Source organism: Bradyrhizobium sp. McL0615, from assembly GCF_049993905.1.
In the GTDB taxonomy this organism is placed as follows: Bacteria; Pseudomonadota; Alphaproteobacteria; order Rhizobiales; family Xanthobacteraceae; genus Bradyrhizobium.
In genome coordinates, this window is the sequence record NZ_CP188254.1 from 2,348,272 (window position 1) to 2,369,053 (window position 20,782).

General features: G+C 62.9%; 24 protein-coding genes and 1 pseudogene. 13 read left to right on the plus strand and 12 right to left on the minus strand.

Annotated features, from left to right (window positions below):
• Positions 1-13: 13 nt before the first annotated feature.
• From ACPPVP_RS11245 to ACPPVP_RS11255, 3 genes are all read right to left on the minus strand, one after another.
• On the minus strand, positions 14-361 hold the full coding sequence (locus ACPPVP_RS11245; RefSeq protein WP_426534084.1) for an MmcQ/YjbR family DNA-binding protein: 348 nt from the start codon (positions 359-361) through the stop codon (positions 14-16).
• 20 nt (positions 362-381) lie between these two features.
• Entirely contained in the window at positions 382-1,446 is a 1,065-nt protein-coding gene (locus tag ACPPVP_RS11250; RefSeq protein ID WP_426534086.1) for an alpha/beta fold hydrolase, read from the minus strand.
• Between the two features lie 100 nt (positions 1,447-1,546).
• Entirely contained in the window at positions 1,547-1,786 is a 240-nt protein-coding gene (locus ACPPVP_RS11255) for a DUF2188 domain-containing protein (RefSeq protein ID WP_426534088.1), read from the minus strand.
• A gap of 129 nt (positions 1,787-1,915) precedes the next feature.
• Here ACPPVP_RS11255 and ACPPVP_RS11260 point away from each other — a divergent pair, with 129 nt between their 5' ends.
• The 7 genes and pseudogenes from ACPPVP_RS11260 to ACPPVP_RS11290 all read left to right on the plus strand — a co-directional run bounded on the left by ACPPVP_RS11260 (position 1,916) and on the right by ACPPVP_RS11290 (position 6,189).
• Entirely contained in the window at positions 1,916-2,182 is a 267-nt protein-coding gene (locus ACPPVP_RS11260; protein ID WP_426534090.1) for a DUF2277 domain-containing protein, read from the plus strand.
• Between the two features lie 234 nt (positions 2,183-2,416).
• Positions 2,417-3,064, plus strand: coding sequence for a hypothetical protein (locus tag ACPPVP_RS11265; protein ID WP_426534092.1), 648 nt, complete (start codon positions 2,417-2,419; stop codon positions 3,062-3,064).
• A 374-nt stretch (positions 3,065-3,438) separates the two neighbouring features.
• Positions 3,439-4,466, plus strand: a pseudogene (locus tag ACPPVP_RS11270) (IS110 family transposase).
• Between the two features lie 593 nt (positions 4,467-5,059).
• The gene (locus ACPPVP_RS11275) at positions 5,060-5,320 is read left to right on the plus strand and encodes a cupin domain-containing protein (protein WP_426537798.1); all 261 of its coding nucleotides are present in this window, start codon (positions 5,060-5,062) and stop codon (positions 5,318-5,320) included.
• 245 nt (positions 5,321-5,565) lie between these two features.
• On the plus strand, positions 5,566-5,793 hold the full coding sequence (locus ACPPVP_RS11280; protein ID WP_426534094.1) for a hypothetical protein: 228 nt from the start codon (positions 5,566-5,568) through the stop codon (positions 5,791-5,793).
• On the plus strand, positions 5,793-6,011 hold the full coding sequence (locus tag ACPPVP_RS11285) for a hypothetical protein (protein WP_426534095.1): 219 nt from the start codon (positions 5,793-5,795) through the stop codon (positions 6,009-6,011). Before ACPPVP_RS11280 ends, ACPPVP_RS11285 begins: the two co-directional genes overlap by 1 nt.
• A gap of 7 nt (positions 6,012-6,018) precedes the next feature.
• Positions 6,019-6,189: a hypothetical protein gene (locus tag ACPPVP_RS11290; RefSeq protein ID WP_426534097.1), complete on the plus strand. Its 171-nt coding sequence runs from the start codon at positions 6,019-6,021 to the stop codon at positions 6,187-6,189.
• Positions 6,190-6,204: 15 nt separating this feature from the next.
• Here ACPPVP_RS11290 and ACPPVP_RS11295 read toward each other — a convergent pair whose 3' ends face one another.
• From ACPPVP_RS11295 to ACPPVP_RS11320, 6 genes are all read right to left on the minus strand, one after another.
• Positions 6,205-7,377 carry a cytochrome P450 gene (locus tag ACPPVP_RS11295; RefSeq protein ID WP_426534099.1) on the minus strand — a complete coding sequence of 391 codons (1,173 nt, stop codon included), beginning with the start codon at positions 7,375-7,377 and terminating at the stop codon, positions 6,205-6,207.
• Between the two features lie 18 nt (positions 7,378-7,395).
• Positions 7,396-7,608 (minus strand): hypothetical protein, encoded by a 213-nt coding sequence (locus ACPPVP_RS11300; RefSeq protein ID WP_426534101.1) that lies wholly within the window; start codon positions 7,606-7,608, stop codon positions 7,396-7,398.
• Between the two features lie 6 nt (positions 7,609-7,614).
• Complete coding sequence (locus tag ACPPVP_RS11305; RefSeq protein ID WP_426534103.1) at positions 7,615-7,857, minus strand: hypothetical protein; 243 nt, start codon at positions 7,855-7,857, stop codon at positions 7,615-7,617.
• 154 nt (positions 7,858-8,011) lie between these two features.
• Positions 8,012-8,803: a hypothetical protein gene (locus ACPPVP_RS11310; RefSeq protein ID WP_426534105.1), complete on the minus strand. Its 792-nt coding sequence runs from the start codon at positions 8,801-8,803 to the stop codon at positions 8,012-8,014.
• Between the two features lie 100 nt (positions 8,804-8,903).
• A complete protein-coding gene (locus ACPPVP_RS11315; protein WP_426534107.1) occupies positions 8,904-10,229 on the minus strand; it encodes a S8 family serine peptidase in 1,326 nt (441 codons plus the stop codon).
• A 453-nt stretch (positions 10,230-10,682) separates the two neighbouring features.
• Positions 10,683-11,450, minus strand: coding sequence for an SDR family NAD(P)-dependent oxidoreductase (locus ACPPVP_RS11320; protein ID WP_426534109.1), 768 nt, complete (start codon positions 11,448-11,450; stop codon positions 10,683-10,685).
• 314 nt (positions 11,451-11,764) lie between these two features.
• Here ACPPVP_RS11320 and ACPPVP_RS11325 point away from each other — a divergent pair, with 314 nt between their 5' ends.
• Positions 11,765-12,307: a DUF2380 domain-containing protein gene (locus tag ACPPVP_RS11325; RefSeq protein WP_426534111.1), complete on the plus strand. Its 543-nt coding sequence runs from the start codon at positions 11,765-11,767 to the stop codon at positions 12,305-12,307.
• Positions 12,308-12,421: 114 nt separating this feature from the next.
• Here the strand turns inward: ACPPVP_RS11325 and ACPPVP_RS11330 are convergent, their stop codons facing one another.
• Positions 12,422-12,811: a RidA family protein gene (locus ACPPVP_RS11330; protein WP_426534113.1), complete on the minus strand. Its 390-nt coding sequence runs from the start codon at positions 12,809-12,811 to the stop codon at positions 12,422-12,424.
• A 385-nt stretch (positions 12,812-13,196) separates the two neighbouring features.
• Between ACPPVP_RS11330 and ACPPVP_RS11335 the strand changes: the two genes are divergently transcribed.
• Together ACPPVP_RS11335 and ACPPVP_RS11340 are read left to right on the plus strand one after the other, a co-directional pair.
• Positions 13,197-13,637: a hypothetical protein gene (locus ACPPVP_RS11335; RefSeq protein WP_426534115.1), complete on the plus strand. Its 441-nt coding sequence runs from the start codon at positions 13,197-13,199 to the stop codon at positions 13,635-13,637.
• Between the two features lie 11 nt (positions 13,638-13,648).
• Entirely contained in the window at positions 13,649-14,308 is a 660-nt protein-coding gene (locus ACPPVP_RS11340) for an HD domain-containing protein (RefSeq protein WP_426534117.1), read from the plus strand.
• A 9-nt stretch (positions 14,309-14,317) separates the two neighbouring features.
• Here ACPPVP_RS11340 and ACPPVP_RS11345 read toward each other — a convergent pair whose 3' ends face one another.
• Both ACPPVP_RS11345 and ACPPVP_RS11350 read right to left on the minus strand, forming a co-directional pair.
• Entirely contained in the window at positions 14,318-14,821 is a 504-nt protein-coding gene (locus ACPPVP_RS11345) for a DUF1993 domain-containing protein (RefSeq protein ID WP_426534119.1), read from the minus strand.
• 233 nt (positions 14,822-15,054) lie between these two features.
• A complete protein-coding gene (locus ACPPVP_RS11350; protein ID WP_426534121.1) occupies positions 15,055-16,407 on the minus strand; it encodes a lytic murein transglycosylase in 1,353 nt (450 codons plus the stop codon).
• Positions 16,408-16,762: 355 nt separating this feature from the next.
• On the opposite strand from ACPPVP_RS11350, the gene ACPPVP_RS11355 reads away from it, so the two are divergent.
• From ACPPVP_RS11355 to ACPPVP_RS11365, 3 genes are read left to right on the plus strand one after another with little or no spacing between them, the layout of a single operon-like run.
• Positions 16,763-17,632 carry an FAD binding domain-containing protein gene (locus tag ACPPVP_RS11355; protein WP_426534123.1) on the plus strand — a complete coding sequence of 290 codons (870 nt, stop codon included), beginning with the start codon at positions 16,763-16,765 and terminating at the stop codon, positions 17,630-17,632.
• A 5-nt stretch (positions 17,633-17,637) separates the two neighbouring features.
• Positions 17,638-18,114 (plus strand): (2Fe-2S)-binding protein, encoded by a 477-nt coding sequence (locus ACPPVP_RS11360; RefSeq protein WP_426534125.1) that lies wholly within the window; start codon positions 17,638-17,640, stop codon positions 18,112-18,114.
• A 16-nt stretch (positions 18,115-18,130) separates the two neighbouring features.
• The gene (locus tag ACPPVP_RS11365) at positions 18,131-20,392 is read left to right on the plus strand and encodes a xanthine dehydrogenase family protein molybdopterin-binding subunit (protein ID WP_426534127.1); all 2,262 of its coding nucleotides are present in this window, start codon (positions 18,131-18,133) and stop codon (positions 20,390-20,392) included.
• Positions 20,393-20,782 lie beyond the last annotated feature (390 nt).

The following is a 20,782-nucleotide window of genomic DNA, read 5'->3' on the forward strand; positions in this document are numbered from 1 at the left end:
ATGCGGTGCGAAATCAGCGCGACGTTTTCCTGCCCGATTTCACCGACGTTTTGGGCGCGACATTCTTCCACGCCATCGCGAGCGCGCTCTTCAGCGTCGTCGCATCGGCTTTTGCCAGCAGCAAATTGGTGTAGCCCTGCCTGCCCCAGCCGCCCGGAACGGGGCGGAAAATTTCCGGCTCGGCCTCGACCAGCATCGATTGCTGCTCAGGCGTCAATTTCACCATGCCCCAGCCATCGTCGGAATAACCGAGGGTGGCGAAGATACGTTTGCCGACGCGGAAATCCGCCGTGCGTTGATGCACGCCTTCGACCGCGCCGGGCAGAGCGAGCGCTGCGCGGCGAAAACGACTGGCCGACATCGCGCGCCCGATTCGCCGGCTTACATCGCGCGCTGCGGCGCGGTCTGCAACAGCTCCTCCAGCTGCTGCTTGTAGAATATTGCATTGCCGGTCGTGAGATGGCCGCGCGTTTCGCTGGAAGCCGGGATCAGGAACAGGCGGCCGTTCTTGACGCGCTTCAGCGCCGCATCGGTGACGCCGGTTTCCGGCGGATTGCGCTCGTCGTCGGCGGCATTGATCAACAGCAGCGTGGCCTCGATCTTCTCCAGCGAGGGCGCCGGATTGTAATCGTGCGAGGCTTCCCACTGGTAGATGAAGTCATTGGCATCGGCCGTGATGGCGGTCGCCAGCCGCTCATCGACCATCTTGTCGGCCTTTTCCGCCGTCGGCGCCAGCGCCTGATAGGCCAGCGTACCGCCGCCGGTCGCGATCCCGTAGGCGTTGATGGCGTATTTCATCATCCGCGGCTGGGTGATGTAATTACCTCGATTGTAATCGGGATCGTTCCTGATGGTCTCCAGCATCATCCGCCGCAGCATCCAGTTGCGCGCCGCCATCTCGGTCGGCTGCGACGCCATCGGCACCAATGCGTCCATGAATTGCGGATATTTGCCGCCCCAGATCCAGGTGTGCATGCCGCCCATCGAATTGCCGATCACGAGCCGCAGATGTTTGACGCCAAGCCCTTCCTTGAGCAGGCGATACTGGGCGTCGACCATGTCCTCGTAATTGTATTTCGGAAACGCGGTCTTCATGCCGTCGGAGGGCTTTGACGATTTGCCGTGGCCGACACCGTCAGGAATGATGATGTAATATTTCGCGGCATCCAGCGGCTGGCCGGGGCCGAACAACTCGCCGCCGAACGTCGCCGTCAGCATGCTCGCCGCCGAGCCCCCCGAGCCGTGCAGCACCAGCACCGGCTGTCCGGTCGGCTCGCCGATGGTCGTGTAGTTCAGCCGCAGCTCCGGCATCGTCTCGCCGGTGTGGAATTTGAAATCCCTGGCGATCCACTCGCCCTGTTTGGGTGCGGGATAGTCGGCTGCTAAAGCGGTGACGGTGGTCAGGGCCAATGCGGCGGCCGAAAAAGCGGCGTGCGAAAAATTCATGATGGTCTCCCCAGGGGCCGCGGCCGTCTTGTGCGCCGCTTGCGGGGAACCTTATCACACCGGCTATTTCCGTCACCAGATCGGCGATACCGCGAGCCGCCTAGCCCTCGACCTCGGTTTCCGGCCGGTCATTGCCGGCGGCGGTCTCCGAGTGCCATCGGCCGTCGGCGGTTTCGTATTCGATCACCTCGGTGCGGCCCGGCACCCGCTGCTCGGCCGCCACGCGCCTGGCGGCCGCCAGCGCCGCGCCGCGGTTCGGAAACGGTTCGGAAAACACGCCGTCGACGGTGTAGGCCCAGCCGCCGTCATGTTCGACGATCTTGTAGGTTACATGGGTCATCGGGAACTCGCTGTTTGCAGGGGCCGACAGGGTGAACGCACCGCGCGATCCATGACAGAATAGGCCGAACTGTCGGATTTTGCACTGGCCGTTCGTCCTTGATCGACGATGGGTGCCGAGGAGAGAGATATGTGCCGCAACATCAAGACCCTGTTCAATTTCGACCCCCCGGCCACGCACGCGGAGATCCATGCCTCCGCGCTGCAATTCGTGCGAAAGCTCTCCGGCTTCAATTCGCCATCGCAGGCCAACGCCGAGGCGTTCAACCGTGCGGTTTCCGAAGTGTCCGACAGCGCACGGCGCCTGCTGGCCGCGCTGCAGACCAACGCCGCGCCACGCGACCGCGAGGTCGAGGCCGAGAAGGCACGGGAGCGCTCGCGGGCGCGGTTCGGCTAGCGCATGATCCGGAAAAGTGGAGACCGGTTTTCCCTCGCGACAAACGCGGAACGCGTTTGCGCGGAGATCATGCTTAAAGATATCTGGCGACGTACAGTGGACGTATCGATCATCCGCTATCGTGCGACGACCTCACAAACGCCCTCAGGCTGCTACGTCCTTGCCTCCCTTCCGTCAAACCAGGATCGCCTCTTCCCTTGAGAAATTCTGGAAGAGCCGTCGGTGGAGGTACCAATGTTATATTCGCAAAGCCCACCACTGACAGCCGAAGCAACGTCGCTCGACGAGCTTGCACGCGATCTGGGCGTCCGACCCGACCAGCGTACTGGCAGACAGCGCATGAAGCCGTCGACAAATTCTCCCTATCCCTACCGTTTCGGGGAAAGGCAGCCGGCGAGCGGCCGGCCTTCGCTTGGCAGGCGGATGTTGCGCACCCTGGTCCGGTTCTCTATTGCGGTTCTCATCGGTGTCGGCGCCACGCTTGGCTGGCAGTCCTATGGCGATGCAGCAAAGGACATGCTGGCAGCCGAGGCTCCGATACTGGGTTGGGTGCTATCATCCGTTCCGACGACCAAGCCGTCAGCCGTGGCTGTAACTTCCATCGACCCGACGCGGCAGCTTGCGCCCCTGGCATCCACGCTCGATGTCGTGCGGCGCAGCGTAGAACAACTCGCCGCCAAACAAGAGCAGATGGCCCAGAACATTGCGGCACTACGGGCCGCCGAGGGCGACGCCAGACAGAAGCTATCGTCAGCGCCTCCGGCCATAGCCCCAGCTCCAGTACCGGCCCCGCAGGCCGCCTCGGTCCCGCAGCCTAAACCTCCGCAAGCCAAGATAGACTCCCGCCTGCCGCCTCCCGCCGGATCACAATTCTCGCGCTGACGGCGCGGATTGTTGGAGACGGAATTGATCAACGCCTTTCCTTGTGTGACCCGGTCTACTTATGACGACCGACCCTCCCGCCTCAGTTTGCTTCGAGCTTCATTTTGAGGGGTCATCACCGCGCTCACGCAACATCGGCGGCGCTCTCGTCTGCGACCGTCACTTCCAACTCGGGACGCGTGCGATGACTGGTGTTGGGGCACGTTTGAGACAAGCCGCCTGGCTCTGAGGATGTCCGTTAATCGCGGCAGACCGGAAGTGATCGGTACACCGTCAAAGCGACGCGAATGATGTGGTGGACGACGCCCGCTCCCGGCATCGAATGTGCCAAAGGGTGATCGTTGAACAACGAATCACCGGAGGGGGTCGTCCACATGCAGGTTAGCACCATCGGCGTTGATATCGCCAAGAACGTGTTCCAAGTGCACGGCGTGGATAGTGCGGGCAAGGTCGTCATCACCCGTCAGTTGCGCAAGCAGGTCATCGACTTCTTGAGCAAGATTCCCCCTTGCCTGGTCGGCATGGAAGCCTGCGGAACCGCTCATCATTGGGCGCGTGAAGTCTCCAAACTCGGTCACACCGTGCGTCTGATGCCGCCGAGCTACGTGAAGGGCTATGTCAAACGGTCGAAAAACGATGCTGCCGACGCAGCCGCCATCTGTGAGGCCGTGACACGCCCATCAATGCGGTTCGTGCCGATCAATCGGCCGATCAGCAAGCCTTGCTGATGTTGCATCGAACGCGGGATCTTTTGATCCGTCAGCGCACGCAGCTGATCAATGCGCTCCGAGCCCACCTTGCCGAGTTCGGCCTCGTTGCGGAGACGGGACGTGAAGGTCTCGCGCAGCTTGCAGCGACAATTGCGGACGAAAGTAACCACCAAGCCGTTCGATCTGCGATGAAACAGGCGCTGCAGGCCATTGTCGATCAGCTCGCTGCTCTGGAATTGCAGATCGGGACTCTAGATCGCGCCATTCACGCCCATCATCGTGCCAATGACATGAGTTGCCGCCTTGAGACCGTGCCCGGGATAGGCGTGATCGGGGCCACGGCCATTGCTTCTACTGTCACAGACCCGAGTGACTTCAAGTCCGGTCGGGATTTTGCGGCATGGATCGGACTTTTGCCGCGGCAACATTCGACGGGGGGCAAGGACCGGCTCGGCGGCATCTCCAAGCAAGGAGATCGCTATCTCCGACGGTTGCTCGTCATCGGTGCAACAGCCGTTGTTCGACACGCCCGGCAGCATCCGCAAAAGCATCCCTGGATTATGAAGCTGCTGGCCAGGAAGCCGGCCAAGCTTGTCGCCGTTGCCGTTGCCAACAAGATGGCGCGCATCGCTTGGGCGATCATGGCCAAGGGAGGATACTATCGAGCGCCTGAGCTTGCCGCAGCCGCCTGAAGAGGCTTGGCAATGGGAGCATGAGGCAACGGCGCAGCGAGACAATCGAATTGCGAGGGTGATGATGGCGTGATGCGAAACGGTCGAGCCGTCGATTGGGACAACCCGCTTCTGGGTCATGGGCGTCAAAGCCCGTGCGAATGATTGGGACCCGATCCGCGGACTACATCAGGGCCAGCGGTCATGGTGCCGCGCAAACAGGCCGGACACATGACTTGCACCCGACCGCAAGCCGAACGTCAGATTCTCCTTGCAACGCGGGCGTCGTCCACACATGACCCACAACGGACATTGCCAAACTGGTCAACGGCTGCGCAGAATTGGGCTCCACAGGCGGCTTGTGCAGGTTGACATCGACACAATGGCGGCAGCCGATCGCCGTGAATTGTTGCTATCGGCTAACGCGTGCTTCATTTTAGTGCTCTGGGGGATTAAGAACTATGAAATTGCATCAAATCGCATGTTGGATTTCAGTATCAGCATTTGTCGTGACGGCGGCTCCAATCGCCGTCGCTGAAGAAGCCCCGAAAGATAACAAAGGCCTCGCGGTTGGAAAGGCTGCTGTCGTTGATCTTGGTCCTGAGATTGCAGGAATGGACGGCTGGCAGTTGCGGCAGCGATTGTTCACGATAGAACCGGGCGGACACATCGGAATTCACAATCATAAGGATCGGCCCGCGGTCGCTTATTTCATTCAGGGAACGGTCGTCGTAACTCGCGACGACGGCACATCGCAAACCTTTCACGCGGGTGACACAACCACTGAAACAAAGGACGCTACCCATTGGCATCGAAATGTCGGCACGGACGCCGCGATCTTGGTTGCGACCGATATTTTTAGATCGACAAAGTAGAACTTTTTCTTGAGCGATGGCTTCCGGGCTTTCTATCGCACCATTGGTGTTGTCGCTTGTTGGCACTTTTCGGACCCCACGCGATGTCTGACGTGAGTCCGGAATGCGCATCACAGCGGAAGTCCGCAACCACTTTGGATTATGGGTTCGTAGCCGCCCGGTTCTGGCGCGGCGTGACGGACCTCACGGTGCGGTGCGGCGATATCCTGATGATGGCATCGACCGTCAGCCGTCGGAGGGATGTCATGGATCAGGCAAAGCGATTGAAGCTCGGCGCGATTTTCTTCACCGTCTTCTGGATCAGCGGGATGCTGTGGTGGAGCGGCGAGTATCATCCCGCCAACATCATCATTCTTGCCGTTTGCGGGACCGTCGGAGGCTATCTCTGGTACCTCGCCATGCGCTGGGTGTTTGGGTACATGCGTCTGCTTTCGCCGAACGGCGATCACGGCGCCGGCAGGGAGACGCGGTGATGACGCGCGTGTTCGGCTGGGCGCTGCTGATGCTCTTTACGGGCCTTGCGACCGCATGGCTGCGCGGCGTGGTCGACCCGCTGCTGCCCCCGGGCGACTGGCACGCCATGCTTTCGGGGCTGTTCGCCGCCGTGACGTGGCCGTCTTTGACCTGGTCGCTGCGCGGCTTCGCGAGCCGCCACCTTGTCGAGCTGTTCTCGCTGCCATGGTGGGTCTGACCGGCCGGTGACGCCTTACATAAACGCCGGCTCCACCCAGCGGATGCTGAACGCCTACAATCCAAAGCTGCGAAAATATCTCGTCGACAATCACTACATGGAGACGCTGGCGTTTCACATCATCCCGGGCGGCAGGATCATCGATACGTTCTGCTACCGGGAATGTCCGCGCCAGTAGCCGCCACCGCAACAATCAGCCCGCGTCCCACTTCACCGGCAGATTGAGCAATCCGCGAAACGCCCAGCCGCCGATCCGCACCGGTTCGCGCTCGTCGAGCCGCAGGCCCTGCAGCCGTGCGAACGCGCTCGGCAGCGCGACGTCGGCCACCATGGCGCGCGAGGCGAACGCGCCGGCGCAATAATGCGGGCCGGCGCCGAAGGCGATGCTCTTCTGGGTGTTGCGGGTGATGTCGAAGCTGTCAGGCTCGGCAAAGCAGGCCTCGTCGCGATTGGCCGAGCCGAACATGAAGAACACGCGGTCTTCCGGCTCGAAGTCGATCCCGCCATAGCTCCACGGTTTCGCAACGCGGCGCGGCGACATCTGGATCGGGGCGATCCAGCGCGCATATTCCTCGAACACGTCGATCCATTTTGCCTTGCCGTCGCGCACCAGCGCAAGCTGTTCGGGATGCGTCAGCAGCGCCCAGGTCGCACCGGCAATCGCATCGCGCGGCTCGTTCTGCCCGCCCGAGATCGCAAGCTTGATGTTGGCACGGATGCTTTCGATTGGTTGGCCTGAAGCCAACAGCACGCTGAGGATCGACGTGTTCGGCTGCTTCTTCACCACCGGGATCATGTCGTCGATCGCGGCATCGATGCCCGATGTGGCGGCGTGGCAGCGCGCTTCGACTTGCCTGTTGCCGGTGTAATTGGCGATGCCGTCGATCATCGCCTGTGACCACGCGTCCATGTCCTGAAAGCGCATGTTGGTCAGCCCGGTGACGTCCTTCAGGCATTCGGCCGACAGCGGCAGCGCCAGCGCCTTGCAGAGATCGGCAGCGCCTTGCGGCGCCAGCTCGTCGAGAATGCGGTCGGCATGGGCCTGAAACTGCCGGACCCAGGTGTCGCGCACCGTGCGCGGCGACACGGCGGGAAACATCGCCTGCCGCTCCGCCATGTGCGCATCGCCATCCTTGCGCATCATGTTGTGGCCCATCAGCACATTCATCAGCCCGTTCGGTTGGTGCGAGGAGAACACGTCGATGCGCTTCTCCTGGGTGAAGATGTCATCGCGCCGGGTGAACACGGTCGATCCGAGCTGCGGCACGAACGCGATCGGCGCCTCCTTCCGCATTTTCGCCAGCGCGGGATAGGGATCGGCCCAGAAGCTCGGTACGTCGATGTCGAAATGCGGGGCGTTGGACATGGGCTCGCGCGTTTTGGTTTACTCGGATTGACGCAAGGTGACCAAGCGCAGAAAAACTGTCAAATGCTTGCCGTTAAAGGCTCGCCATCGAACCGGCAATGCTGCCGAAGCCAGGCCGCTCCAGCCGCGATACGCCCAGAGCATGATCCGGAAAAGCGGGGACCGGTTTTCCGAAAAGATCATGCTCAAATCAAAGAGATAGAGTGTGCTGACGATTCGAAGAAACGTCATCACACTCTAGGACACGGGTGCGCCGGGCGGACCGATGTCGACCGGATAATCCGAGGAAACGTCTTTTACGCCCGGAACCTTTCGCATCTTTGCGACGCTGGCGGGGAGGGCCGAGCCGGTAACGACGCCGATCGCATCCAGAACCTGGTCCACCTCGAAACCCTTCGCCTTGAGGTCGCGTGCGACCTCGTGAATCGGGTGATCCGCGGCAACCGTGACCACGAAGGCCTCTTTCTGCTTCTTCGCCATGGTGCTCTCCATATTCATATTCGAAATACCGGGCTGCGGGTTAGACCGCTTATGCCCAGGCACAATCCGCTAGCCTATCCATGACAGACATCAGACCCGGTTCGGCAGGCCGAGGCAACCCGATCGGTGGTTCCTCGTTTTCCGGCGACGCGTCTTACTCGACGCGCCCGGCGGCGCTACGCGCCAGCACCTTGTACAGGCTGCGATCTTCGGCATGCCGCTTGTCCCAATCTGCCAGGCCGTCGCGTGCCTTCAAGCTCAACTGGTCATGCTCGTCGACAACTTCAAGTGATGGCTGCCGCAGGGGACGCGGAACGAAGATGGCCTGCGCCACCGGATCTCCGATCCGGATGTGGACGGGGCCTGACGGCATGCCGATCACCAGATTGACCGGGCTTGCGTACCAGTCGGTTTCGACCAGACCGCTCTTTACCTCAAACCCGGGACCTGTCCGGTTCACCAGCGGGAGAAAGAGCGTGTCGACGGACTCGGGCGTCCGCCAGATGTAGGGCAGATGCAGTTTGATCAGACTAGATTGGTCGTCGCGGTCGAAAAAGCTCAGTCCGGGCTCCTGGACGCCGCGCGAGGATGAGCCGGCGGGCGCAACTCCCCTGAACTCGTAGGCGTTGCCCGTGAAACGGCAGTCCGGATTGTCGAACACGTAAAAGACTCGCGGTTCGGCGTAGCTGCCGTCGGCGCCGGGTTTGTTCGCGGGCGAGCGAAACGCGCGGCATCCGGCCGGAAGTTCTTCGATGATGCAGAAGCCGAAGCGGATGGGCGAGGGAATGACGACGCCGAGTGCACTGGCCGCCGTGAACGGCAGGCATTGCTCCTGGACGCCGTAACCCGGTGGAACGGACGCCCGCGTGCGCGCAGACGCCGCGCGGGGCAGCGCCAGGTTTGGGACCAACGGAATGATCTTCAGTGTGGCGGCAGGTGCGGTCATGCCGTTATCTGAACGCGCCTCGGCGCGGCAAGCGGGTCAAAATGCTATCGGGCATATCCCGCATCGGAGCATAGGCTCCGGTGCGGGATGCGCAAGGTGACTATGGAGCCTGCACCAGACCGGCGCCGACGTCGGTTGCGGGGAACGGCAGGTGTCTGGCCGTTGCGGCCAGCTTGGCGCGCAATGCAGCTCCCCTCAGGCCTGCATTGCTGTGAGCCCACAGGGCGGCACAGCCCGCGACGTGCGGCGTGGCCATGCTGGTGCCGCTGATGGTGTTGTGCAATTGCGGGCGCGGCCACGACGAAAACACATTCACCCCGGGACCGGCGATATCGATCTTGCCGCCATCCGAGAATGACGCCACCCGGAGCGAGCTGTCGAGCGCGGCCACCGAGACGATGGTCGGCGAGTTCGCCGGCGCGCCGGCGGGATTGATGGTGCCCGGACGCGAGCTCGAGTTGCCCGCTGCGGCGACGATCAGGCAGCCGGCGCCGAGAGCCGCCGCGCCGGCGGCCGTATAGGATGGCTGAGGCGGTATTGGTGCGCCAAGCGACATCGAGATCACCTCACACCGGTTTGCAATGGCCCAATTCATCCCGGCAAGGACCCCTGCCTGCGTTCCGGAGCCGGAATTGGTAAGCACCTTTCCGATGAACATTCGCGCACGGAACGCGATTCCGTATCTCTGGAGAGGGCCGGCAGGCGATTGCGGCCCGCACGCCGTACCGGCGGTATGCGTGCCGTGACCGTTGAGATCCTGCACCGGCTGTCCGACGAATGTGTTGCTGACGATGGGGCGGCCGGCGAATTCGGGATGTCCGAGATCAAAGCCGGTATCGAGAACGCCAACCTTGATTCCGGTGCCGTCGAAATTGCTTGGTGGCACCTTGCAGGCCCTGAGCCCCCATGTCGCGCCGATCGCCGTTGCGGATACGTCGCCAAGCATCTCCGCGCCGGGCAACGCGCCCAGATCCTGGTAAATCATCTCCGCGGTGCGCAGCACGCCCCTCAGATAATCGCCCGGATTTATCTGCGACGAGAACATGAAATATTCGGGATCGACCGACTGTGTGGCGCTATCCGCGGCGACGAACTCGGCAGTCGTGATGCCATGCTCGACGGCGGCGGCGCCACCGACCAGGGCCACGCCGATCTCCGGGAAAACCATGGCGTGGGCGTCTCCGGCGTCTGCCAGACTGACGGCCTGATTCTTGAAATCGCGCGCGTTCGCAACGCGCAGACCTCGCTTTGACTGCAACGACTTCATTCCGGCGGCCGCGCCGCCTTCCTTGAAAGTCATCAGGAAGCGTCCGGTTTTCGTCGTGTCGCCACCCTGTTCGAGAATTGAAAGCAGCAGATCGTCCGCACTGGCGGTGATGGATTGTTGTGCCGCGGCATCGGATTTTGGAGTGCTTCGCCTCGCCATGTTTCTCTCCTATGGGGTTGGTTAGAAAAATGCGTTGAGGTCCGTCTCCTGGCCGCTTTCGCACGGCAATATGCACCGAAGCCTGATGAGGCGGTTTCTGCTCGAATCCTCATCCAGCCCTACCTTCTTGTCCGAGCACTATTTTTTCGGACAACCGGTAACGCTTTTCCGAGTTGACGTTCTCGATCTAACGATTCGCCTTCGGTCGCCGGCGAAGCTCTGGGAAATAAATCTCTGGAATTATCGGCTTTGGAAACGCTCACATACGCTAATTGCAGGTATAATCGTGTGCAATCTTGGATTTCACACTGTGTCGTTCAATTTTCAGCGATCAGACACGGCGCGCGAACAGCCGTGACCTGCGTCGGGTGGTGCGAAGGTCCGGCAGGGGACTTGCAGGAGCGTAAGGCGGCGGATCCGGCGGAACGATAGCGATACGGCGGAAGCCTCGGCTCACACCGCCCGATAGCCGCCGTCGACCATCACGATCGATCCGGAAACGTAGGCCGACAGATCGGAGGCGAGGAAGATCGCAGGTCCCACGATGTCTTCCGCGGTGCCGGCGCGCCCGAGCGGAGTGTGATCGATGAATGTCTTCACCAGCTCCGGATTGTTGGCGCGGGCGTTGGCGTTCAGCGGGGTTGCGATGAAGCCGGGGCCGATCGCGTTGACGCGGACGCCCTCCTTGCCGAGTTCGGCGGCGAGCGCCTTGGTGAAGCCGAGCACGCCGTGTTTGGAGGCGGTGTAGGCCGGCGAGCTCGGCGTGCGCACATGCACAAAGGACTGGATCGAGCCGATATTGACGATGCGTCCCTTGCTGGCGCGCAAGGCTGCGAGGAACGCATGCGTCACGTTGAAAACACCGGTGAGGTTGATCGCGATGATGTCTTCCCAATCCTTGATCACGTCATCGGCCGCGCCCAGCATGCCGTTGCGGCGGACGATGCCGGCATTGTTGACGAGGATCGAGACCTGGCCAACCTTGTCGGCGATCTGTTTCGCCATCGCGACGCAATTTTCGCGGTTCGCGACGTCGAGCGCAAAACTTTCGGCTTTGGCGCCGGCGTCGCGGATTTCCCTCGCGGCTTCCGCCGCCGCCTTCTCGTCCCTGTCGAGCAACACGACCCGCGCGCCCTCCCGTGCGTAGCCGTTCGCGATCGCGCGCCCGATGCCGGAGCCTGCACCCGTGATGACGGCGATGTGATTTTGGAGAAGGGGCATGGAGCGTTTCCTCTGCTTTTGGTTTTGGCGGAGGATAGCAAGCGTGCCCGTTAGTACAAGGTGGTAGCCATAGTTGCGTTCGTAGGATGGGTAGAGCGAAGCGAAACCCATCATTTGGTGCTGATGAGCGAAATGATGGGTTTCGCTTCGCTCTACCCATCCTACGAAATCCCGTTTGGAACGAGCAGGTTTCGCGACGAAGGCAACAATTAAAGGCGGGAACAACGGAATAGCTTAGCGAATTCCCTAAGCGTGCTACAATTTGCTAACTTCGGCAGGCGGTGATTGCGGCCATCGGGCCAAGGAGAACGTGCATGATGCAAGCAATAACCTCGTGGTGCGTGTCGCGGCGGCATGACGTCGCACTGGCCGCGCTGCTGTGCGCGTTAGCCGCGCTGTCGTTTCCATCGGACGGATCGCTGGCCGCCGCGCCGATCGCGGTGGCGGTAGCGGATTTCGATTATTTCGATACCTCCGGAGAGGTCGTGGACCAGAGCGCGGAGCATCGCGCCCGCGTGGCGTCGTTTGCAAATCTGCTGCGCGACAATCTCGCGGCGCAGGGCGATTATCGCGTGGTGACGATCGAATGCCGCGATCATCCCTGCACCGCCACCAGCATGTCGCAGGACGTGTTCGTCGCCGCCGCGCGCAAAGCCGGCGCGCGGCTCGTGGTCTATGGCGGCATCCGCAAGATGAGCACGCTGATCCAATGGGGCGAGATCCAGTTGCTTGATCTCGAAGCCGAGAAACTCCTGTTGCAGCGAACCGTGACGTTCCGCGGCGACAACGATGCCGCCTATCGCCATGCCGCGAATTTCGTCGGCGATCAACTCAAGGAAACCATGCCGAAGCCGTGAGAGGTCCGTAGGATGGGTAGAGCGCAGCGAAACCCATCAATTGACTCGCGGAAGCGATGGGTATCGCGGAGCCTGTCATCGGGCGCGCCATTCGCGCGACCCGGTGGCTCCGCCCTACGCTTTCTGAAGCTGCGCCACGCATTCGATCTCGATCAGCATTTTCGGATCGGGCAGCGCCTGCACCACGCAGGTGGTGCGGGCGGGGTAGGGCGCGGGCCCGAAGGCCGACGCATACAGCACGTTCATCGTGGCGACGTCGGAAGCGCGCGTCAGCAGCACGTTGACCTTGACGAGATCGCGAAACGTGCAGCCTGCCTCATCGAGCACGCGCTTGATGTTGGCGACGACGAAGCCGAACTGCGCCTCAAAACCATCAGCCAGCGTGCCCTTGTTGTCAAAGCCTGGAATACCCGAGACGAACAGCAGGTCGCCGGTGCGCGCGGCGAACGAGAGCGGTGGGGACTTGATGCCGGCGGGCGGCGCAAAATGCTGGATCGGGGGCATGGGACACCTTCATGAACGGTTCGGTGTTTTGAGCCTAACGCGCCGCTGCCTCGCTGGAAAGGCAGCGGCGCGGCGCTTGCGACCCGCCGATAGGATTGGAAAGCGTGATGCCGTTACGAGGATATCCCCGGATGAGGTACTAGCGCGAGATGATCGCGGCGTAGGTAATGCAGTTCACAGGAGCAATAATTTTCTTTCGCTTGTGCAGAAATCTGTCGTATCGGTATCCGACAGATCTTGATGAAATTGTGTCATGCTCGGCATCGTGCGCTGTAGCGCAGGCCATCAATACGCTTTTCCCATCCGGCTGATAAGATACAATCGTCAAATCACGACTCAATCGGCGCCACTCGCCGGCCTGCCACTTCTCCTGGAGAAAATATACATGAAGATGCCATCCACCCTTCGGGCCGCCATGTTCGCGCTTGCGGCCTTCGCGGGCGTCGCGCTGTCCTCCGCCGCGCGTGCCGACGAGGGCTTTGTGCAGCTCACGATCTACAAGGCCGGATGGATCATCGGCGGCTCCGGTGGCGGCGGCGTTTTGAACTTTCACGGGCGGCGTTATCCGCTGTCGACCGGAGGCCTGGACTACGGCCTGGTGTTCGGCGGCTCGAAGACGGTGCTGCGCGGCCGCGTCAGCAACATCTATCGCCCGTCCGACGTCGCCGGCGTCTACGGTGCTGCCGGCGCGGGCCTTGCGGTCGGCCGCGGCGCGCGCGCGATCGTGCTGACCAACCAGAAGGGCGCGGTGCTGGAATTGACCGGGCAGCAGGTCGGCTTGATGGCGAACGCCGATCTCAGCGGCTTGGCGATTACGATGCGGTAAGGCTTCGTAGGGTGGGCAAAGGCGCGCAAGCGCCGTGCCCACCATCTAACACCTCGAACCGAATGGTGGGCACGCTTCGCTTTGCCCACCCGACGGCTGATCAAAATGGCGGGCACCTGGTGATGAACCGCGAAGAGTTGGTTGCCGCCTACACGGCCTCTGGCCGCCACTACCACAACCTGACGCACATCGAAGACTGTCTCAGTGCGCTCACGCGCGTGGAAAATCTTTCACCGCTCGATCGCGAAATTCTGTCCGAGGCGATCTGGTGGCACGATGTCATCTACGACGCGACCCGCTCTGACAATGAAGAGCTCAGCGCGCGTTTGGCCGAACAGAACGTCCGCGAGAATCTTCGTCAGGAAGTCGGCCGCCTCATCCGCCTGACCAAAACGCATGACGTCCAGCCCGATGATCGGCTGGGCGCCATCCTGATCTCGATCGACCTCAGCATTTTGGGCGCGGAGCCCGCGCGCTACGACGCCTACGCCGCGGCGATCCGTCAGGAGTTCATCCATGTCCCGGGGCGGGACTATCGCGCCGGCCGCGCCAAAGTGCTCAGCCAGTTCGCCGCGCGGCCGGTCATTTTTCCCGATGCGGCGTTTGCCGCGAGATATGACCGGCCGGCCCGCGACAACCTTGCGCGCGAACTGGCTTCGTTGAGCGGATAGCGCCGTCGATTACCTCGCCCCGAGGAAATCGCGTTTGCCGATCTCCACGCCGTTGTGCCGCAAAATGCCGTGCGCGGTGGCGGCGTGAAAATAGAAGTTCGGAAACGCGAAATTGACGAGATATTGCTGGCCCTTCATCGTCATGCTGTTGCTCGGGCCGATGGGGAAGGTCACCTCGCGCGTGTCGCCGCCGTCGAACTGCGCCGGCTTGAACGATTTCACATAGTCGGCCGCTTTCGCGATCCGCTGCTGCAGCTCCTCAAAACTCTTTTCGGTATCGGGTGTGGAGGGCACCTCGCTGCCGGTGAGGCGCGCGCAGGTTTTCATGGCGAAATCGCAAGTCGTCTGCACCTGCCGCATCAGTGGATACATGTCGGGATAAAGCCGCGCGTTGAGCAGCACTTCGGGCTGGATGTTCTTTGCCTTGCAATGCGCTTCCGCCTTGGTGAGCAGGCCGGAAAGGCTGCCGAGAATCTGCAGGAAGGCGGGCACGGTGGCGTCGTGGAAAGACATGTGATGCTCTTTTCGTGATGTGGAATGGTGCCTCGGGAGGATGAGGCGCCTTCCGACATGGGGAGCTGCGAAAGGAAATACAACGCTGGGAGCATGCCGAACGCGGTCAAATATTCTCTGGCTGTCATCGCCCGGCTTGACCGGGCGATCCAGTATTCCAGAGCCGTTGCGATTGAGCCGATAGGCCGCGGCGTACTGGATTCCCCGCCTTCGCGGGGAATGACAGAGCGCAACTACCGCGCCGCCGGCATCACCATGCCGGCCGGCTGCGCCTGTGCGCTGGGCCCGCGCATCCGCGCCAGTAATTCCGCCGTCGGCCAGGAATCCGCCGGCAGGCCGTATTTCACCTGCATCGCCTTGACCGCGGTGCGGCTCAGCTGCCCCATCACGCCGTCGACCTTGCCGACACTGAAGCCCGCGCGCACCAAGTGCTGCTGCAGCTCCTTCAGCTCGTTGAGCGGCAGTTGCGCGACCGGTGTGGCCGGCTGCCGCATCGGCGGGGCGCCGGCGATGCGGCTCGCGAGATAGCCCGCGGTCGTCGAATAGATCAGCGAGTTGTTCCACTCGGTGTAGGCAGCGAAATTCGCGTAGGCCAGGAACGCCGGCCCGCTGCGGCCCATCGGCAGCAGCAGTGAGGCCGGCAGATCGTCGTTCGGCAGTGCGCGGCCGTCGGGATAGGTGACGCCGAGCTGCGCGAATTTTGCGCGCGGTAGTTTTATCGTCAGGTCAGCCTGCTCCCACGGAAAGTTTGCCGGCGCGCGCACTTCCTGCAACCACGGTTCGCCGCGCCGCCATTTCAATCCGGTGGCGATGTAGTTCGCGGTCGAGCCGATCACATCGGGCGCACTGCGCAGCAAATTGCGGTGGCCGTCGCCGTCATAGTCCACTGCATAGTTGAAATAATGCGTCGGCAGAAATTGCGTCTGGCCGAGTTCGCCGGCCCATGAGCCGATCATTTCGCTGGCCGTGAGATCGCCGCGGTCGACGATCTTCAGCGCCGCGATGGTCTCCTTCTGGAACATCTCCGAGCGGCGGCAGTCATAGGCCAGCGACACCAGCGACGGCAGCGTATGCAGCTTGCCCAGCTCGGCGCCAAAGCTGCTCTCCAGCCCCCAGAACGCGGCGATCACCGCCGGCGGCACGCCATATTCCTTTTCCGCGCGCGCGAACGCCGCCGCATGCATCTTGATTCGCGCCTGCGCATTTTTTGCCGCGCCTTCGGACGCCCGGTTTCGCGCGAATTCGGTGAACACCTGGCCGAACACGCGCTGGCCGCGGTCGCGGTTGACGATGCTTTGGTCGTAGACGAGGTAGGGCGCGGCCTCGGCGAGCGCGCGCTGCGACACGCCGTCCGCCACGGCCTGCTGTTTGAGGTCGGCGAGGAAACGGTCGAACGGCATGCCGTTGTGACAGGCTGCCGCACGGGGCGCGCGCGGAGCGGCGGCCGGTGGTTGGCCCGGCACCGGTCTCGGCGCCGCCACGGCCGGCCGGGTTGGGCGGACGGGAGCGGGGGCTGGTTGGGCTATGGCGAGGGAGGAAACGGACAGCGCCGCCGCGGCAGCAACAAGGAATCTGTAAAGCGGCATCCGCGTCCCCGGCAATCGTGAATCCGACGTCGCGTTTTAGACCGGTCGGCCGGATTAGCCAACGCCGCCAGCCCCGTCATTGCGAGCGCAGCGAAGCAATCCATCTATCCTCGCGCTGAGGCATGGATTGCTTCGCTTTCGCTCGCAATGACGGCGGATGGGCCTCTGCCCAGCTCCCGCCTCGGAGCAATCCGGCCGCGCAAGCCCCGCCGCGCGCATAGGAGCATGCCGTATCAACCTGATCTCACAGGCTGTTCCAACCGCCTCCCGCCGTGTAGGCTTGCCTCACTGCCGGGCCAGGATAAGGCCTCGTCCATATGGGGCGGGCAGACAAAATGGGAGATGGCGGAAGACCATGACGGAACTCCGATACCTGGCGCCCACCTCGCTTGATGAAGCGATCGGCGCATTTGCGAAAGCCGGCAGTGCCGCGCGTATCCTGGCCGGCGGCACCGATCTTCTGGTGCAGATGCGTTCAGGCGTGCTCAAGCCCGGCGTGATCGTCGACATCAAGAAAATCCCCGAAATGACCGCGATCGAGCAGACCGCCGATGGCGGCTTTTGCATCGGCGCCGCGGCGTCCGGCATGGCGCTCGCAGAACACAAGAGCTTTGGCAAGGTCTGGCCCGGCGTGCTCGAGGCGGTGAATCTAATCGGTTCCAAGCAGGTGCAGGGCCGCGCGTCCGCCGGCGGCAATCTCTGCAATGGCTCGCCCGCCGGCGACAGCGTGCCCGCGATGGTCGCGGCCGGTGCCATCGTCACCGTGCAGGGTCCGAACGGCCGCCGCGAGCTGAAGGTCGAGGACGTTCCCGCCGGCCCCGGCCGCACCACTTTAAAGCCCGGCGAAATCCTTGTCAGTTTTGCATTGCCGCCGCGCCCGCCCGGCTCGAGCGATGCGTATTTGCGCATGATCCCGCGCACCGAAATGGACATCGCCGTGGTCGGCGTCGGCGTCAGCCTGACGATCAAGGACGGCACCGTCACCGCGGCCCGCGTCGGCCTCGGCGCGGTGGCGCCCACAGTCCTGCTGGTCGAGGACGCCGCAAAAGCGCTGATCGGTTCGAAACTCGACGACGCCGCGCTGGCGAAAGCAGCTGCCGCGTGCTCCGCCGCCTGCCGTCCGATCGACGACAAGCGCGGCACCATCGCCTATCGCACCAAGGTGGCCGGCGTGCTGCTCAAGCGCACCGCCGCGATCGCCGCCCAACGCGCTACAGGGAAATAAGCTTCATGGCCAAAGTTCACGTCACCACGTCCATCAACGGCGAGCCGATGGAATTTCTGTGCGAGCCATCGGATACCATGCTCGATGCCCTTCGCGGTCCGCTGGCGCTCACCGGCTCCAAGGAAGGCTGCGCCTCCGGCGATTGCGGCGCCTGCTCGATCACGCTCGACGATCGCCTGATCTGCTCCTGCCTGATGCTCGCCGTCGAAGCGCAAGACCACGAGATCCGCACCATCGAGGGCATGGCGAACGGCGAGAAACTGCATCCGCTGCAGCAGAAGTTTCTGGAGATGGCCGCGCTTCAATGCGGCATCTGCACCTCGGGCATGCTGGTCGCCTCGGACGCGCTGCTGAAGAAGAATCCGCAGCCGAGCGAGGAGGAAGTCCGCTTCTGGCTCGCCGGCAACCTCTGCCGGTGCACCGGCTATGACAAGATCGTCCGCGCGGTGATGGACACCGCCGCCGAAATGCGCGCCCAATAAACGCTGGAGCAGCCCAATGAACCTCGTCACCAACAACAAGTGGATCGGCCAGCGCACCATTCGCCCTGACGGCATGGACAAGGTCACCGGCCGCGCCCAGTTCGCCGCCGACACCACCATGCCCGGCATGATCTGGGGCAAGGTGTTGCGCAGCCCGCATCCGCATGCGCGCATCAAGTCGATCGACACGTCCAAGGCCGAGAAGCTGCCGGGCGTAAAAGCCGTCGTCACCGCCAAGGACATCGTCGATTTCACGATCGAGAAGGGCGCGGTCATGCTCGGCATCCAGGACATGCGCTGGATGTGCCGCAACGTGATGGCGCGCGACAAGGCGCTGTTCCCCGGTCACCCCGTCGCAGCCGTGGCCGCGACCACGGAGGCGATCGCGGCGGAAGCCTGCCAGCTGATCGAGGTCGATTACGAGGTGCTGCCGTGGTCGATCGAGATCGACGACGCGATCAAGAGCGATGCTCCCATCCTGCACGAGTTCAACAAGTTCGAAGGCAAGCCGTCCAACATCGCCGGCCGCATCGAGCACAAGAAGGGCGACCTGGCGGAAGGCTTCAAGCGTGCTGACGTCGTCATCGAGCGCACTTTCACCACGCGTCCCGTGCATCAGGGCTATATCGAGCCGCATGCCTGCCTGATCTCCGTGGCGCCCGACGGCAAGACCACGATCTGGAGCTCCAGCCAGGGCCAGTTCATGGTGCGCGCGATGACGTCGATGCTGACGGGCATTCAGCAGAGCGACATCCGCGCCATCCCCGCCGAGATCGGCGGCGGTTTTGGCGGCAAGACCATCGTCTATCTCGAGCCGCTGGCGACCATGCTGGCGAAAAAATCCGGGCGTCCGGTGAAGATGGTGATGACGCGCGAGGAAGTGATGCGCGCCACCGGCCCCACCTCAGGCTCGAAGAGCACGGTAAAGATCGGCGCGACGAAAGACGGAAAAATCGTCGCCGCGCACGGCACTTTCTATCTGCAGGCCGGCGCCTTCCCGGGCTCGCCGATCCGCGGCGCCGCCGGCTGCAGTTTCACGCCCTACGACATCCCGAACCTGCTCTCCGAAGGTTTTGACGTCTGCTCGAACCGCTCCAAGGTCGCGGCCTATCGCGCGCCGGGCGCGCCGATCGGCGCCTACGCCGTGGAATGCGTGCTCGACGAAGTCGCCGAAGCGCTGAAGATGGACCCGCTCGACTTCCGCCTGAAGAACGCCGCGAAGGAAGGCACCAAGGCCGCGCATGGTCCGGTGTTTCCGCGCATCGGCTTTATCGAGACCGTGGAAGCGGCAAAGAATTCCGATCACTACAAGGCGCCGCTCGGCAAGTTTCAGGGCAGGGGCGTCGCTTCCGGCTTCTGGTTCAACGCCGGCGGCGAATCTTCCGCGCAAGTCAACATCACCGAGGACGGCAACGTCGTCGTCACCACCGGCCATCCTGACATCGGCGGTTCGCGCGCGGGGATCGCCAACATCTGCGCCGAATTGCTCGGCATCGACTACAGCCGCGTGTCGGTCCTGATCGGCGACACCGCGACCATCGGTTTCTCGAACCTCACCGGCGGCAGCCGCGTGCTGTTTGCTTCTTCGATCGTGGTGACACAGTCGACCGAGAAGATCATCAACACGTTGCGCGAGCGCGCGGCAAAGATCTGGGAGATCGATCCCGAAGCGGTGAAGTGGGAGCAGGGCGCCGCGCACCCGGTCAGCCCGAACGCCGGCCAGTTCGAGCCGCTGACGCTGAAAGAACTCGCCGAGAAGGCGCCCGCGATGGGCGGACCCATTGGGGCCGGCGTGCAGCTCAACACCACGGGCGCCGACGGCGGTTTTGGCACGCATGTCTGCGACGTCGAGGTCGACGTCGATCTCGGCATTGCGCGCGTCATCCGCTACACCGCCGTGCAGGACGTTGGCCGCGCCATCCACCCCGGCTATGTCGAGGGCCAGCTCCAGGGCGGCGTCGCGCAAGGCATCGGCTGGGCGTTGAACGAGGAATACATCTATACGAAGGAAGGCAAGGTCGATAACCCCGGCTTCCTCGACTATCGCATGCCGGTCTGCTCGGACCTGCCGATGCTCGACTGCATCATGGTCGAAGTGCCGAACCCGAAACACCCGCAAGGCGTCAAGGGCGTCGGCGAAGTGCCGCTGGTTCCCGTGATGGCCGCGGTCGCGAATGCCATCTACAACGCGCTCGGCAAACGCTTCTACGCGCTCCCGATGTCGCCGCCGAAGGTGCTGGAAGTGCTGGAAGCGCCGACGCAGCAGGCCGCGGAGTAGCAGCGGGATGCGTAGGGTGGGTTAGCCGCAAGGCGTAACCCACCTCCCACACACCGGCGGATTGCGCTCCGCTAATCCGCGCTACGGCATGCCATGTTGAATCACGGGCGAGTTCGTCGGCAACCCGTCATTGCGAGCGAAGCGAAGCAATCCATCGCGCCGCAAGCTGAGGCATGGATTGCTTCGTCGCTTCGCTCCTCGCAATGACGGCCCGAGAGTGCGTAGCCCGGATGAGCTAAGCGATATCCGGGACCTTCATCGTTCCCCCGCATATCGCTGCGCTCATGCGGGCTACTGGTCGGCACTACCAATGAATGACCTGCTTCCAATGAATGACCTGCTTCCCTACTGCGACATCCCGCACTTTGCAGCTCCGCCCCTCTGCCGCTA